The sequence below is a fragment of the Rhodococcus sp. IEGM 1318 genome (assembly GCF_033142465.1).
GTDB classification, from domain to species: domain Bacteria; phylum Actinomycetota; class Actinomycetes; order Mycobacteriales; family Mycobacteriaceae; genus Rhodococcus_F; species Rhodococcus_F qingshengii_B.
Genome location: NZ_JAWLSC010000009.1, coordinates 119,161 through 133,800, shown reverse-complemented (window position 1 = coordinate 133,800; position 14,640 = coordinate 119,161). Strand labels below are relative to the sequence as shown.

Annotated in this window: 14 protein-coding genes; 6 read left to right on the top strand and 8 right to left on the bottom strand. The window is 57.4% G+C overall.

The window, feature by feature from the left end:
• Positions 1-11: 11 nt before the first annotated feature.
• The 3 genes from sufD to R4P65_RS21245 all read right to left on the bottom strand — a co-directional run bounded on the left by sufD (position 12) and on the right by R4P65_RS21245 (position 3,609).
• A complete protein-coding gene (sufD, locus tag R4P65_RS21255) occupies positions 12-1,232 on the bottom strand; it encodes a Fe-S cluster assembly protein SufD (RefSeq protein WP_230815581.1) in 1,221 nt (406 codons plus the stop codon).
• Positions 1,232-2,692: a Fe-S cluster assembly protein SufB gene (gene sufB, locus R4P65_RS21250; protein WP_230815580.1), complete on the bottom strand. Its 1,461-nt coding sequence runs from the start codon at positions 2,690-2,692 to the stop codon at positions 1,232-1,234. Before sufB ends, sufD begins: the two co-directional genes overlap by 1 nt.
• A gap of 170 nt (positions 2,693-2,862) precedes the next feature.
• Complete coding sequence (locus R4P65_RS21245; RefSeq protein WP_269455348.1) at positions 2,863-3,609, bottom strand: helix-turn-helix transcriptional regulator; 747 nt, start codon at positions 3,607-3,609, stop codon at positions 2,863-2,865.
• Between the two features lie 130 nt (positions 3,610-3,739).
• Between R4P65_RS21245 and mptB the strand changes: the two genes are divergently transcribed.
• From mptB to R4P65_RS21215, 6 genes are all read left to right on the top strand, one after another.
• Positions 3,740-5,494 carry a polyprenol phosphomannose-dependent alpha 1,6 mannosyltransferase MptB gene (mptB, locus tag R4P65_RS21240; protein WP_003944776.1) on the top strand — a complete coding sequence of 585 codons (1,755 nt, stop codon included), beginning with the start codon at positions 3,740-3,742 and terminating at the stop codon, positions 5,492-5,494.
• Positions 5,491-6,432, top strand: a complete 942-nt coding sequence (locus R4P65_RS21235) for an ABC transporter ATP-binding protein (RefSeq protein ID WP_230815577.1) — start codon at positions 5,491-5,493, stop codon at positions 6,430-6,432. Before mptB ends, R4P65_RS21235 begins: the two co-directional genes overlap by 4 nt.
• A 14-nt stretch (positions 6,433-6,446) precedes the next feature.
• A complete protein-coding gene (locus tag R4P65_RS21230) occupies positions 6,447-7,286 on the top strand; it encodes an ABC transporter permease (protein WP_317828002.1) in 840 nt (279 codons plus the stop codon).
• Positions 7,287-7,333: 47 nt separating this feature from the next.
• Positions 7,334-8,728 carry a hypothetical protein gene (locus R4P65_RS21225; protein WP_317828083.1) on the top strand — a complete coding sequence of 465 codons (1,395 nt, stop codon included), beginning with the start codon at positions 7,334-7,336 and terminating at the stop codon, positions 8,726-8,728.
• Positions 8,729-9,106: 378 nt separating this feature from the next.
• Positions 9,107-9,772, top strand: coding sequence for a hypothetical protein (locus R4P65_RS21220; protein ID WP_317828001.1), 666 nt, complete (start codon positions 9,107-9,109; stop codon positions 9,770-9,772).
• 3 nt (positions 9,773-9,775) lie between these two features.
• Positions 9,776-10,408 (top strand): hypothetical protein, encoded by a 633-nt coding sequence (locus R4P65_RS21215; RefSeq protein ID WP_317828000.1) that lies wholly within the window; start codon positions 9,776-9,778, stop codon positions 10,406-10,408.
• A gap of 94 nt (positions 10,409-10,502) precedes the next feature.
• Here the strand turns inward: R4P65_RS21215 and R4P65_RS21210 are convergent, their stop codons facing one another.
• From R4P65_RS21210 to R4P65_RS21190, 5 genes are all read right to left on the bottom strand, one after another.
• On the bottom strand, positions 10,503-10,895 hold the full coding sequence (locus R4P65_RS21210) for a hypothetical protein (RefSeq protein ID WP_075833149.1): 393 nt from the start codon (positions 10,893-10,895) through the stop codon (positions 10,503-10,505).
• Positions 10,896-10,930: 35 nt separating this feature from the next.
• The gene (locus R4P65_RS21205) at positions 10,931-11,311 is read right to left on the bottom strand and encodes a hypothetical protein (RefSeq protein ID WP_317827999.1); all 381 of its coding nucleotides are present in this window, start codon (positions 11,309-11,311) and stop codon (positions 10,931-10,933) included.
• 539 nt (positions 11,312-11,850) lie between these two features.
• Entirely contained in the window at positions 11,851-12,711 is an 861-nt protein-coding gene (locus R4P65_RS21200) for a phage major capsid protein (protein WP_317828082.1), read from the bottom strand.
• A 154-nt stretch (positions 12,712-12,865) separates the two neighbouring features.
• Positions 12,866-13,273, bottom strand: a complete 408-nt coding sequence (locus R4P65_RS21195; protein WP_317827998.1) for a phage scaffolding protein — start codon at positions 13,271-13,273, stop codon at positions 12,866-12,868.
• Positions 13,270-14,595: a phage portal protein gene (locus tag R4P65_RS21190; RefSeq protein WP_317827997.1), complete on the bottom strand. Its 1,326-nt coding sequence runs from the start codon at positions 14,593-14,595 to the stop codon at positions 13,270-13,272. Before R4P65_RS21190 ends, R4P65_RS21195 begins: the two co-directional genes overlap by 4 nt.
• Positions 14,596-14,640 lie beyond the last annotated feature (45 nt).

Genomic DNA, 14,640 nt, shown 5'->3' with positions numbered 1-14,640 from the left:
AGGCGGGGCGGTCAGGAGCCGACGGCTGCGAGTTCGGCTTCGACTGCGGCTTCGAGGCGATCGCGCACCTCGGGAACAGCGATCTTGTTGATGATTTCGTGGAAGAACCCACGTACGACCAGACGACGAGCCTGATCCTCCGGGATACCACGAGCACGCAGGTAGAACAGCTGCTCGTCGTCGAAACGTCCCGTTGCACTTGCGTGGCCGGCCCCGACGATCTCGCCGGTTTCGATTTCGAGGTTCGGAACCGAGTCGGCGCGGGCGCCGTCGGTCAGCACCAGGTTGCGGTTGAGCTCGAACGTGTCGGTGCCCTCCGCTGCGGCGCGGATGAGAACGTCGCCGATCCACACGGTGTGCGCGTCGGGCTTACCGGATCCGGGATCTCCCTGAAGCGCACCCTTGTAGACCACGTTGGACTTGCAGTTGGGCTGCGAATGGTCCACCAGCAGACGCTGTTCCAGATGCTGGCCGGCGTCGGCGAAGTACAGGCCGAGCAGTTCGGCGTCGCCGCCCGGTCCGTCGTACTTGACGGTGGCGGACAGGCGCACCAGGTCGCCGCCCAGGCTAATCGAGGTGTATCGAAGCACTGCGTCGCGGTTCAGGCGAGCGTGGTGTGACGTCACGTGAACTGCGTCGTCCGCCCAGTCCTGGATGGCCACCACGGTCAGCTGCGAACTGTCACCGAGAACGAATTCGATGTTCTCCGCGAAGGTTCCGCTGCCGCGCTGGTCGATCACGAACGTCGCCTTGGCGAACTGCGCCAGACGAATCTGGGTGTGTCCGTAGGCGACGTTGTCGACTCCGGGGCCGGTCATGGTGACCACAACGGGCTTCTCGACCTCGACCTCGGCGCCAACCGAGATGACCGTTGCCGTCTCGAAGCTCGAATACGCCTGCGCTGCAATGCGATCAGCGGGAACACCAGCTTTGCCCAGACGCTCGTCGTCACGGCCGACGGTCTCGACGGTGATGTCGCTTCCACCGTCCACCTCGACGGTGACCTGAGCGTTGGCAACTGCGCTGCCGTCGTGCAATCCACGCAGACGACGCAGCGGGGTGAACCGCCAGATCTCGTCACGTCCGCCCGGGACCTCGAATGCATTGACGTCGAACGAGGAGAACTGCTCACCCTTGTTCGTGATGGGCGAGCCGGTGGCTGCACCCTTTACTGGAGCGGTCGGGTTCTCCCCGGCAACAGCTCCGATGACTCCGGTCTCTGGCGTGGTCACTAACCCACAGCCCCTTCCATCTGAAGTTCGATAAGGCGGTTGAGCTCGAGCGCGTACTCCATCGGGAGTTCCTTCGCGATGGGCTCGACGAATCCACGCACGATGGTGGCCATCGCCTCGTCCTCGGTCAGTCCGCGGCTCATCAGGTAGAAGAGCTGATCGTCGCTGACCTTGGAAACCGTGGCCTCGTGGCCCATGGTGACGTCGTCCTCGCGGATGTCGACGTACGGGTAGGTGTCGCTGCGGCTGATCTGGTCGACGAGCAGAGCGTCACACTTGACGGTCGACTTCGAGCCGTGGGCACCCTTGTTGACCTGCACCAGACCGCGGTACGACGCACGTCCACCGCCACGGGCGACAGACTTGCTGATGATGGTCGAGGACGTGTGCGGCGCGAGGTGAAGCATTTTGGCGCCGGTGTCCTGGTGCTGGCCCTCGCCGGAGAACGCAACGGACAGAACCTCACCGCGGGCGTACTCACCCATCAGCCAGACGGCCGGGTACTTCATGGTGACCTTGGAACCGATGTTGCCGTCGACCCACTCCATCGATCCACCGGCTTCGACCTTGGTGCGCTTGGTCACCAGGTTGTAGACGTTGTTGGACCAGTTCTGGATGGTCGTGTAGCGGCAGTGGCCGCCCTTCTTCACGATGATCTCGACTACGGCCGAGTGCAGTGAATCGGACTTGTAGATCGGCGCGGTGCAACCTTCGACGTAGTGCACGGAGGCATCTTCGTCGACGATGATCAGGGTGCGCTCGAACTGACCCATGTTCTCGGTGTTGATGCGGAAGTACGCCTGCAGCGGGATGTCAACGTGGACTCCCGGCGGAACGTAGATGAACGAGCCGCCCGACCACACGGCGGTGTTCAGCGCGGAGAACTTGTTGTCACCGGCCGGGATGACCGATCCGAAGTACTCCTTGAACAGCTCCGGGTGCGTCTTGAGGCCGGTGTCGGTGTCGAGGAAGATGACGCCCTGCTCCTCGAGATCCTCACGGATCGAGTGGTAGACGACCTCGGACTCGTACTGAGCTGCGACGCCGGCCACGAGGCGCTGCTTCTCTGCCTCGGGGATGCCGAGCTTGTCGTACGTGTTCTTGATGTCCTCGGGCAGGTCTTCCCAGGACTCGGCCTGCTTCTCGCTCGAGCGCACGAAGTACTTGATGTTGTCGAAGTGGATGCCTTCGAGGTCGGAGCCCCAGTTCGGCATCGGCTTCTTGTCGAAGGTGCGCAGAGCCTTGAGTCGAATGTCGAGCATCCACTCCGGCTCGCTCTTCTTCGCGGAGATGTCCCGCACGACAGCCTCGGAGAGTCCGCGCTGCGCGCTGGCTCCGGCTTCGTCGGAATCGGACCAGCCGTAGCCGTAATGACCGAGGGACGCGATGGTCTCTTCCTGCGTGAGCGGCTCGGTGCCTGCAGCTGCAGTGGTAGTCGCCTGGTCTGATGTGACGGTCATGCGAGCTCCTTCCGGAGTCTTGTTTCTTGACGGCTGCTCGGTCTCAGCGAGGGCTGGTCGCTGCGGTCGAGCAGTTCTGACTTTGAAGAACTAGCTGAAAAATCTCTATTCGAACGCTGCTCTGAGGTAACGCTCAGTAGAACAACGCTCTGTAGAACACTGTGGTCCGGTCATCTACTCCCGGTGGACACGAGGGGCACGTGCGTCGTGCAGGCGCAGTCACCGTTGGCGATGGTCGCCAGACGCTGGACATGCGTTCCGAGCAACTGCCGGAATGCTTGCTGCTCCGCCTCGCACAGTTCCGGAAACTCTTCTGCCACATGGGAAACCGGGCAGTGATGTTGGCAGATCTGCACGCCGTTGCCGACCGGCCGGGTCGATGCTGCGAACCCCACCGCATTGAAGGCTTCGGCGATTGCGTCCGCTGTCGCCTCGACGTTGTCGACATCTGTCGGATCAGCCGGTTCGACGTCTCCGACGATCGCCTGGACCCGACGCTTGGCGAACTCCTCGATTGCCGCGTCTCCGCCGATTTCGCGGAGTTGCCGCATCGCGGCTCCCGCCAGATCGTCGTAGGTGTGGCCGAGGCGGCCGCGACCGGTCGCGGTGATCTGGAACTGCTTGGCGGGACGACCTCGTCCGCGCTGACGCAGCGACGACGCCGAAGCGGTACGGGCTTCGCCCGACTCGATCAACGCATCCAAGTGACGTCGGACACCTGCGGCACTCAAACCGAGGCGTGTGCCGATTTCGGAGGCGGTAATCGGGCCTTCTTCGAGTAGCAGCTTGACCACTGCCGCCCGCGTCTGACCTTCGACGCTCACCGTCACCGGATTTGCGGCAGCACTCGGCGAGGCCGCTACAGTGGGCTGACCTGCAACTTCCTTGCTTCGTGGGTCTGACGCATTTCTTTTCACAACACAAGTGTGACGGAATTCTTTTCGCAGGTCTACTAAGGGCAACCTGCATTACATCCGGGAATATCCGGACAACGCACGTTGTTTGTGCTTGTCTGTCCGGCTCGATGGAGCCGCTACGCTGCCTGGTGTGCCGCAGACCCCCGAGAAGACGACGACCGCGCGATCGGCGCGCGCGATCCTGCTGGAAAAACCCAAGGCACTCGCGCTTTCCACAATCGGCGTTCGACCTTTCGGATCCGCTCCCCGCCAGAGTATGGCCGCGGTGCTGCACGGCGACGAGGACGAGCGCCCGGGCCTGAACGCGAAGGAAACCGCACAACTGCGAGGGATCCGCCGATTCGGCGCGACCGGCGCGGTCTTGATGGCAGTCGGAGCGCTCGGCGCCGGCGCACAACCCGTCCTACAGAATCCGACCGCAGGACTTCGAGTCCTCAGCCTTCCCGGACGTATGCCGACGGTCTCACTCACCATGACGATGACCGGAACCGTGCTCGTCGTTCTGGCCTGGCTGATGATGGGCCGATTTGCAGTCGGGGACATACGCAGCCGTTCCGGCGCACCGCGGCGCATGACCCGTTCCCAGTTGGACCGCACACTCCTGCTGTGGATCCTGCCGCTCTCGGTCGCACCGCCGATGTTCAGCCGCGACGTCTACTCGTATCTGGCACAAAGCGAAATCGCGGCCCGTGGACTCGATCCGTACGCCATCGGCCCCAAGGCGGCACTGGGCGTCGACCACGTTCTCACCCGCACGGTTCCGACGATCTGGCGCGACACCCCGGCTCCGTACGGACCGTTCTTCCTGTGGCTGGGACGCGGGATCAGCTCACTGACCGGCGACAACATCGTGGCCGGAATCTTCTTGCACCGCCTGCTCGCATTGGCCGGCGTCGCGCTCATCGTGTGGGCGATACCTCGACTGGCCAAGCGATGCGGTGTCTCTGCCGTCAGTTCGCTCTGGCTCGGTGCCGCGAACCCGCTGTTGCTCTTCCACCTGGTGGCCGGCATCCACAACGAAGCGCTCATGCTCGGGTTGATGCTCGCCGGAATCGAGATCGCTCTCCGCGCAGTCGAAGGGTCCGGGCCCATCCGTGGGCGAGCGCTGTTCTATCTCGTCGCGGGATCCGGGTTGATCGCGTTGTCGTCGACCGTCAAAATTCCGTCCTTGCTTGCACTCGGATTTGTCGGCATGGCCTTGGCTCGGCGGTGGGGTGGAACCTGGAAAGCCCTGGCGGGCGCCGCGATTCTCCTGGGCATCGTTGCCGCCGTCGTCACGTTTGTCATCAGCGTGGCCAGTGGGCTCGGTATGGGTTGGATCAACACCCTCGACACCGCGACGGCAGTCCGGAGTTGGATGTCCATCCCGACGCTCCTGGGCGTCGGCACGGGACTGGCGGGTGTACTACTCGGACTCGGCGATCACACGACGGCGATCCTCACGATCACGCGGCCCATCGCGACTCTCGTCGCCATGCTCGTCACCGCTCGGATGATGATCTCGGTATACATGGGTCGCATTCACCCGGTCGGTGGACTCGGCATCGCACTCGGAGCCATCGTTCTCCTGTTCCCGGTCGTTCAGCCCTGGTACCTGCTGTGGGCGATACTTCCGCTCGCAGCTTGGGCCACCGCGCCAATTTTCCGCATCCCCGCCGTGGTATTCACCTCGATCGTCAGCGTCATGTTGATGTCCAACGGCGCCGAATACCTTCCGTTCATGATCGTGCAGGCCGTCATCGCGACCATCCTCACCGCCGGAACGCTCATCGTCTTCACCCGCAATTCACTCCCCTGGCGTAGCGACAAGCCAGTAGCGGAGATCACGAAAGGCGGACCGGTAGACGAAGACAACTCGGCGGGGGCTTACGCTGATTCCCCGTGACCTCGAGAGCTTCCAGATCGTCGACGCCGGCGGTACAGATTCAGGGTGTCGTCAAGTCCTTCGACGGTGTTCGAGCCGTCGACGGTATCGATCTCACTGTCGAGACGGCCCAGGTCGTTGCCCTGCTCGGCCCCAACGGAGCCGGTAAGACAACCACCGTCGAGATGTGCGAAGGGTTTGTCACCCCCGATGCCGGCACCGTTCGAGTGCTCGGTCTCGACCCCATCGCCGACTCCGGTGAAGTCCGCTCGCGAATCGGCGTCATGCTGCAGGGCGGCGGAGCGTACCCCGGGTCCAAGGCCGGAGAAATGCTCGACCTCGTCGCCGCATACTCGGCCGACCCACTCGATCCCACCTGGCTTCTTTCCAAACTCGGCCTCACCGATGCGCGCAAGACGCCCTACCGTCGCCTTTCCGGCGGCCAGCAGCAGCGACTGTCTCTGGCGTGCGCGCTTGTCGGCCGTCCCGAGTTGGTATTTCTCGACGAGCCCACCGCTGGACTCGACGCTCAGGCACGTCTACTCGTGTGGGAACTCATCGACGCTCTGCGCCGCGACGGCGTCAGCGTCCTGCTCACCACGCACCTCATGGACGAGGCCGAAGCGCTCGCCGACGAACTGGTCATCATCGATCACGGCAAAATCGTCGCGTCGGGAACGCCCGCCGAGGTCACCAGCAAGGGCGCCGAAGGACAACTCCGCCTGACGACGGTTCCCGGTTTGAGCCTCGACTCGCTGGTCGGCTCCCTCGCCGGGTTCCGCGTCGAAGAATCCAACCCAGGCACCTACGTCGTCGAAGGTGCAATCGATCCGGCAACTGTGGCGACTGTCGCGACGTGGTGTGCCGATCAGGAAGTGCTGATCAACGACATCCGCGTCGATCAACGGAGTCTGGAAGACGTCTTCCTCGAATTGACGGGCCGGGAACTGAGGGGATGACGGAGATCAAGGTCATGAACGAAACAGCAGCGAGCGACCAGAACAGTGGGACTGCCAACGGAGCCAGGGAACGCCGGCTCGCCGAGAACCGCTTCGAGCCAGGCACTTTCTCGCCGGATCCCCGTCCCAGTTCGGCGGCCGAAATGCTGGCGGCGCAGACCAAACTGGAACTGACTCTTCTGCTGCGCAACGGTGAGCAATTGCTGCTGACCATGTTCATCCCGATCACCCTGCTCATCGGACTGTGCCTACTTCCGATCGGCGATTTGGGTGATTCTCGGGTCGATACCGTGCTCCCTGGTGTCATGATGGTTGCCGTGATGTCGACGGCGTTCACCGGACAGGCCATTGCCGTCGGATTCGATCGCCGATACGGCGCGCTCAAACGACTCGGTGCAACCCCGCTACCGCGGTGGGGAATCATCGCCGGTAAGAGCGCTGCCGTCATCATCGTCGTGGCACTGCAGGCATTGCTGCTCGGCGCTATCGGTTTGGCGTTGGGGTGGCGTCCGTCGTTCGCCGAACTGGTACTCGGCGCAGTGGTCATTGCCATCGGTACTGTCACGTTTGCAGCGCTGGGACTGCTGCTCGGCGGCACTTTGCGAGCGGAGATCGTTCTAGCTCTCGCCAACGTCTTGTGGTTCATCATGGTGGGCATCGGCAGTGTGGTCTTCGCCAGTGGCGAACTTCCGACCGCTGTTCACACGCTTGTGCGCATAGTTCCGTCCGGTGCTCTCGCACACGCTCTAGAAGCGGCCCTCGACACCTCGATGGACTGGTTCTCGATTCTCGTACTTCTCATCTGGGCTGTGGTGGCCGGTGTCTGCGCAGCAAGGTGGTTCAAGTTCACGTGAGTACACGACGGACAGCTCAGATCGTCGGCTGTCTGGCCGCAACAGTGATGTTGTGTGCCGGACCCGCAACGGCGACTCCCTCGGTGTCCGGTCCACTCGCACCTGCAAATCCGTACCTCGGTCCCGTCGGTACTTCCACCATGCACGGTGACGCGGGCTCGTCCGACGTCACTCCGCTGCCTGGTCCAGGAACCGGCCCACACGAGGTGACAGCTTTCCCGATGATGGCCGCCTGCCCGACGGTCCTCCAGGGTTCCGACGGCATGGTCGTCTCACTCTGCACGACGATGATCGGCCAGATCCCGACCATCCATTTGATCGATCCGAAGGCCGACGCCACGCCGTTGGGCCGGTCGGTCGCGCAACTGCCGCTCGCGAAGGGCAGCCTCCTCGGCGGCGTCTACGCCTACCTCGACAACGAGAACCATCTCGTCGCCGTCGACGGCAACCGTCAACTGGTCCGCATTTCCCATGCGCAGAATCCGGACGGCAGTTGGCGGCTGGAACTCGCCGATGTAGTCGATCTCAGCGGTGCGGTTGCCGCCGACGACAACGTCACCGGCCTCGCCCCGGATTGGGACGGCAATGTCTGGTTCGCCACGGGGCACGGCACCGTCGGGTATGTCGGCACGGATCGAATCGCGCACAGCATTGCGCTCCCCGAAGGTGAACAGGTGCAGAACAGCATCTCCACCTCCCCGACGGGCACTGCCGTCGCAACTACCCACGCGCTCTACCAACTGAAGCGAAACGGCGACGAGGTCGTCATCGACTGGCGTCAGCCGTACGACCGCGGGCCGGCCCGTAATCCGGGTCAGCTCAGCTGGGGAACCGGATCGACTCCGACGTACTTCGGCCCCTCGACGGGCAGCGATTTCTTGACCATCGTCGACAACGCCCACCCGACAGTGAGCTTGCATGTCTATCGCGCTGACACGGGCACCGAGGTGTGCACGCAGCCGGTGTTGTCCGCTGCCAGCCAGGACGGCTCACCGAGCGGCAGCGAGAACTCCCCCGTCGGCATCGGTCATTCCGTCTACGTCGCCGGCACCTACGGATACCCGTACCCCACGACTCCTGAAGGCGCCGGCCCAGCGGTCCCCGCCACGGCACCCTTCAACGGCGGCATGACCCGCGTCGACATCGACCCGGTCGGCTGCCATGTCGTGTGGGACAACACGATTCGCAGCTCCGCGGTACCCCACCTCTCGACGGCTGACGGCTCGATTTACACCGTGACACGGGACGGTACTCCGAACACCTCTCCGCTGGACGGTTACTCGTTCGCGGTGATCGACTCGAAGGACGGGTCGCAGATCGGTTCGACTCCCCTGCCGTCGACCATCCTCAACGACACCCTTCAGATGTCGGCACTCATCACCGAGTCCGGCGAGTACTTCCAGGGAACGATCTCGGGAATCGTGCGGGTTAGCGCGAACTGACGCGAGCTGGCCCCAACGACGCGGGGCAGGCGCGGAGCGAGCTGGCCCCAACGACGCGGGGCAGGCGCGGAGCGAGCTGGCCCCAACGACACTGTGTAGTTGATGGGGAACTACGATCGTTGGCGTGGTGAATCGTGTGTATGCCGGATAACCGCATGTAGTTGTACGTTCCACTGCACAATAGCAGCGGGTTTTGGGTTCCTCTCGCAACGGCAAGCAACAAGCTCGCTCAATTGAATCTTTACGCACTGCGTGGTGTGCATGCGTTGCGTGGAAGCGAGTCTTCGGAGTGCCTGGCTACTCAGATTAGTGCGCAGTTGTTCTGACCTCAGCGTGTCGCGTCTGACCTGCAAAGTTGCCAGAACCTACGATCAGCGAATGGTTCCCATGCTCAGACAGAACGTGATCGTTCACGAAATCAGCCTTTCCAGCGGTACACCTTGGCACGTCTACATCGCTGCTGTCATCGCTGGTGTCATTGCAATCGGCGGTTGGATTGTCGTACACCGCACCAGCCAGAGCAGAGACCTCAAGAACTGGCGACGGACCACGTTATTGGAAGCGGTATCGACAATCGTGGAAACGTCAATCAGTCGCCGAGACCATATTCAAGCTTCTATAGGCAACTATGACCGGTTTACAATAAAACAGGGTTACGAAGTACCTTCAGAAGTCCGGGAATCTCAGAGAAAAATGCTTGCGGCTCGATACCAAGTGCAGATTTGTAAAGCGAACGATGTTCTTATATTCGCCGAGGAGATAATAAAACTGCATGCACGTAGTTCCGATGCGATTCAGCGACTTCAGCGGAGCTATGTAGAAACACCCTATGAAATAGTTCGAAATATGACCGACGAGCAAATCAAAAACAACGAAGCTCTGGCAGAAATTGACATCATTCGTTTCGACCACAACCATCGTGAGATTATCAGAGCACTGCAAGTGGAGCTCAACCTTTCTAAGGACAAACCGTCTACGGGCGATTTGCGAATATTGCACAAACACCTAAGACCAGCAGGCTTCAACAACAAGCCCCTCGGATAATAGATGAATCTCGCGCAAGAAATTTCAGACAGCATCCCAGAAACGGAGCAAGCAATGCCTCCAGCAGGAGCGCCCTGGTGGGCATTCATGGTTACAGCGGCAGTCGCGGTGGTTGCCGTCATAATTGCCAACGCCAGTAGCAATGCACGCGAACACGAAAGCTGGAGACGAGAACAGCTGCTGGACAAAATTATCGAAGTACTTCACGATTGCGCTAAAGTCGAACAACTCTTCCATACGTTAGCCAGCGCCAGCATTCAAGATGGAATATTGCAGCAGGATCGCACTAAGCAGCTCAATACACTCCGAGAAATAACTATCATCGGCGTTCCTTTTCGTCGCCACATGGAATTGCTCTACGTTATGTCATCTCCCGCATATTCTGAGAGAATATTCAATTTCCTGGGTTTACTCACAAAAAATACCTCGGCCGCACAAACAATGATCACACAAACGCAATACGACAGTGAAGGTCTGAAAGTCCTGCAAAAACAAATATCTATTGCTCACACAGAACTCATCATGCTCTCACAAGCTGAACTTCGCGTCGTAGGCTTCCGCTCTCGATTTAGAAATCTGCGGATGATCAGGGAGTCGACACGAATTCACAAGATGCATGAATATCCCGAATTATGATATAATAGACTTATTACGCACAATCCTCCTTCGCGTATAAGTGATTCGGTAAGAAAAAGGGCTACAAGCAATTCAGCTTGTAGCCCTTTTTCTGTCATCTTGCAATCTGGGTAATACTGTCATCGAACAGTTCTAAATACAGCTCATAGCAGTCAATCTGACCGTTCAAGTCGATACGAGTGCCAATGTTGCTGATGTTGAACACTTCTGGGTAAAATTCGTTGTCGATCAAATGATCGTAGTACCGCTGTTTGCCGTCTTTGCTGCGCAGATTTCCGGCTTGCTGACTGAGTTCGAACTGACCTGTTGGAATCTCAAGCTTGACGAACTTCTTTTTGGTGTATTCCGCGCCGAACTGCTCAAGGCTGTCTTCTGGATTCAGCGCTACGACGTTGCACGGCACTGTCTCAGGATCGAGATAGTTCCACTTTCGCTCGGCTGAGCCTGTTTCAGGATCAAACGTCACTCGCTGGGTGTAAATGTCCACCAGGCTAGGCCACGTTCGCACTATGAATCTCGGCATCACCAGTACCACCAATCAGGCATACGATTCGCCTTGACTGTGTTCGGTCCGGTCATGATCGAACGAGACTTGTTCCAACTGAGTTGCTTGACAGCTTCAACCACCAGCGGACTGACGGCATACGTCTTATCACCATAGGTAACAGTGGTCTTGTCCTGCTTCACTTGTTCCACATTCGCTTGTGCGAACACGTCTGAGTTGTCCAAATAGGCAGACTGCCAACACACGGCATACTTGAGCCAGTGCTTGTCTGTTTCGTTCGTGACAAGACTTTCGGGTCTGCCTGCACATACTTCAACAATTCCCTGAGCTTGTCTGATCTGCTGATCATTGACTGTATATCCAGTCATATCCAAAACATCTGAATCTGTTGCTAACATCTAACTTCCCTCCAAACTTTCTATAACATCGATAGCAATAATATCTGTGTAGTCGAACTTATCCCCTGGTTCTCCGCTGTTGCGGTTCAATCTGATCTGTATTTGATACTCACCAGCCATAGTGAAGGGACTCGTTGAACCGAACGTGTAGTCAACAGCGTGATATGGATTTGCAATCGGAATTGCGTACCCATCCGAATACACTGAACCGTCAGGTCTACGAATGAACACCTTCGCTGTGTAATACATCATCACATCGACAGGCTGCTTACGTTCGTCAACAATTTTGAACAAGACTGAACCATGCGGATTCTGACCTACGTAGAAATTTCTCACGTTGCATCACTGATTCTTGCAACAGCGAACAAGCGACCAAGCGTCAAGTCTTGCTCGGAAACTGAGAATCCAAGCTGAAATTGACGTGTCTGAAAATAGTCATCGATAGTCGGCAACGTCATTGTGAACTCGTATTCGTAATCTGCCATATGAAAAACGGAACAGCCCAACATTCGACCGAACGCCGAGCTGTTCCGAATTGCTTACGCTCCTGTGACTTCCAAGATGCCAAAGGCTTTTGCTCTACCGACAGCAAAAGCTCTACGTGCTCGCATCTTCAAGTGAGGTTCATCAGTGTTCCAACCAGCTTCATAGCTCAACTGAGATTCAATCGGCTTGCGAACACCAACAATCAAGTGTTGACGATTTGCAACGATCAAAAGTGGATTACCTGTTGGATTCTGCAAGTTGGTTGCACTCGTCTTTGCTCCGTCACTGAATCGCAACTCATATCCAAATAGAGTTGCTGGCTGAATAGCCGATACCTGTTCGATGAACAACGGTCTACCGTTGCCGTCAACAAGACCGCGCAATGACTCCTTCAAGCTCGTATGAGCAATGACGATAATGTCACTGTCAGAGAAGAATCCACCTTGTTCGACCTTGCCGAACGTCTGCGAAACTTTGTCATATGTGACAGGTCCAGCGGTAGCGATCTTGTGAGCTGCTGCGCCGGTACTAACTTCCTTGTAGACAGAGGTAAAAGGTACGGTTGTACCGTTTCCTGCCGCTGTTGTTCCAAGACACGCGTTGTCGAATGTCTTGGCGTAACCAAGTGCCCACGACTTCTGCAAGGCTGCAATTACGTCAATATGTGAATCATCTAAATCTTCTTCGGCTAGGACATTCTGACCAGCGAACTTGACGGTATCAAGCAAGACTGTATCCATATTTGCTGGGTCTTCAGGGTACGGCTGAGACTTACCAACTACTCCGACTGACGATTCTCCGATACGCGGAACCTTGTATGTATCGGTAGTCATCGCGATCTTTCGCCCGTATGCTTCTACGGCGCTGCTCTGTTCTGCTGCTGCGATTACCTCTGAGCCGAGCTCTTCAGGAATCCATTGATTTAAAACTAATGCTGCTATTTCAAAAAACTACTTTCATTATGAATTTACGATTTAACGTCCCGCATAGACTAAAGCTATTTCGTATCTCACTCCATAACTAACAAGCATCTCGCTCTATGTTATCTCTATTGTATCAAGAATTGTATTAATTCGCTCCAAGCAATCGTTCTGCACTTGTTAGCTGACGCTTGATTGCTGGCTTATCTGCTGCATCAACCTTCGGCGCAGATCGCTTCGTTTCGAACAATTCAGGAAATTCTGTCCTCACTGATTGAATTTGCTCATCAAGTCCGGTCACATTGCCTTCGTCATCAAGCTCAATCTGATCCAGATCGAGCAACTTCGTGATCTTCGTGTTCGTGATTCCGTTTCGTTCAAGCTCAGCGCCAATCTGAGTCTGACGGTACTTTGCGGTCACACGCTCTGCCGTTTCCGACAACGTTTCAATCTGCTGTTCAAGCTCTTTGACCTTGTGCCTATGCGCGGCTGATTCACCATTTGCATTCTTCAGCGCTTCTCTCATCTGATCTAGCTCGTTTGTGTCTTCGTTCATGCTGCTTCATCTCCAATTTCTGTAATATTTGTTGTTGCTGGCTGATCCAGTAGACCAGCTTTCTTCCACTGCTCAATAAGAGCTGTGTCGTACCCATGTTCAAGCCAAATCTGTTCCGCTGGAAGACCCGCATCACGCTTTTTCTTGATAATGTCCCAAGTTTCTGACGTGTCGATTGATTCGATCTGTCGCCACTGAAGCTGTACATCTTCGTCTATCTGATTGAGCTTCAACACGAACAGGAACACCTTGCGCAGAGCTGAGCCAATGGCAAGCTGACGCAATCGAACTTTCTTGACTAGCGGTGCTTCAGCAGCTCTGAGCGCTTCACCTGACACGTTCGTCTGTGTGTTCTCGAAGTAGCTCAGCGGCGTGCTCGTCACTGACGCCATTGCTCTGACGTACTCCCTGTACGGACTGATCAGCGTCTCTGGCTTAGCTGGATCGAACTGACCAACCTTGTTGACGTTCTGCAACCACCAGAGTTCACCAGGCTCGTTACTCAGACTGTTGCTGTCATCGTCGTCACCGAAGTCGCTAGGACTGCCTGTGTGGTCTCCAGCGATCACGTAGCGCGTTGGGAAGCCGTACGCCTCCACACTGCTCATCTGACTGATCAGAAGCTTGTTGATGGCGTTCTGTGGTCCGTATGCCGCTAGGTGCTCGGGTGTACCCGTTGATAGGTGAAAGATGGGAATCTGACCGTACTCGTTGACTAGCTGACCTCGCTCGTCTGTGTCTTCGTCAACGAACGGCTCAAAGTCGCTGTCCTGCACTGTCATTGGCAGAGATTCCGACTTGCTGATGAACTTGCAGATTCGGCCGGCAAAGTACAGATTGACTCTGACTCGCTGTCTGCCGTCTTCCAGCTCAATCGTCCACATCTTGGCGGCATAGGCAGGCGTACGAGGATTCTCTACGTCGTAGATCACCACGGTAGACAACGGACTGTTGTAGTAAATCTGGGTCTGATCGTGCTCGTCAGGCCACACAAAGACGTATGCGTCTCCGTAGACCAGCGTGCTCGTGATGATCTGAGACAGCTCAAGCTCAAGATTGTTCTCTTGCCATGCCTGGTCTACGACCTGCTTGGCCTGATCGCTGAGTGTTGCTACACCTGTAATTTCCAATCGTGAACCGACTGCATCAACAGGTGTCTTTGCGTAGTTCACGCGGAACTGATTGCCTGTTTTTTCTAGTGCTCGTTTGACCTTTGCGCTGGCGAAAATCTCGTCAACGGTTCCGTCATAATAATTCTGAGCTGTTTGATAGCCTTTCGCTCTATCAAGTATCGTTTGTACTGCTGTTTTCAATTCTGACATATTCTTTCTTGATAACTCTCCTTTTCGTTGTAACTATCACCTAAT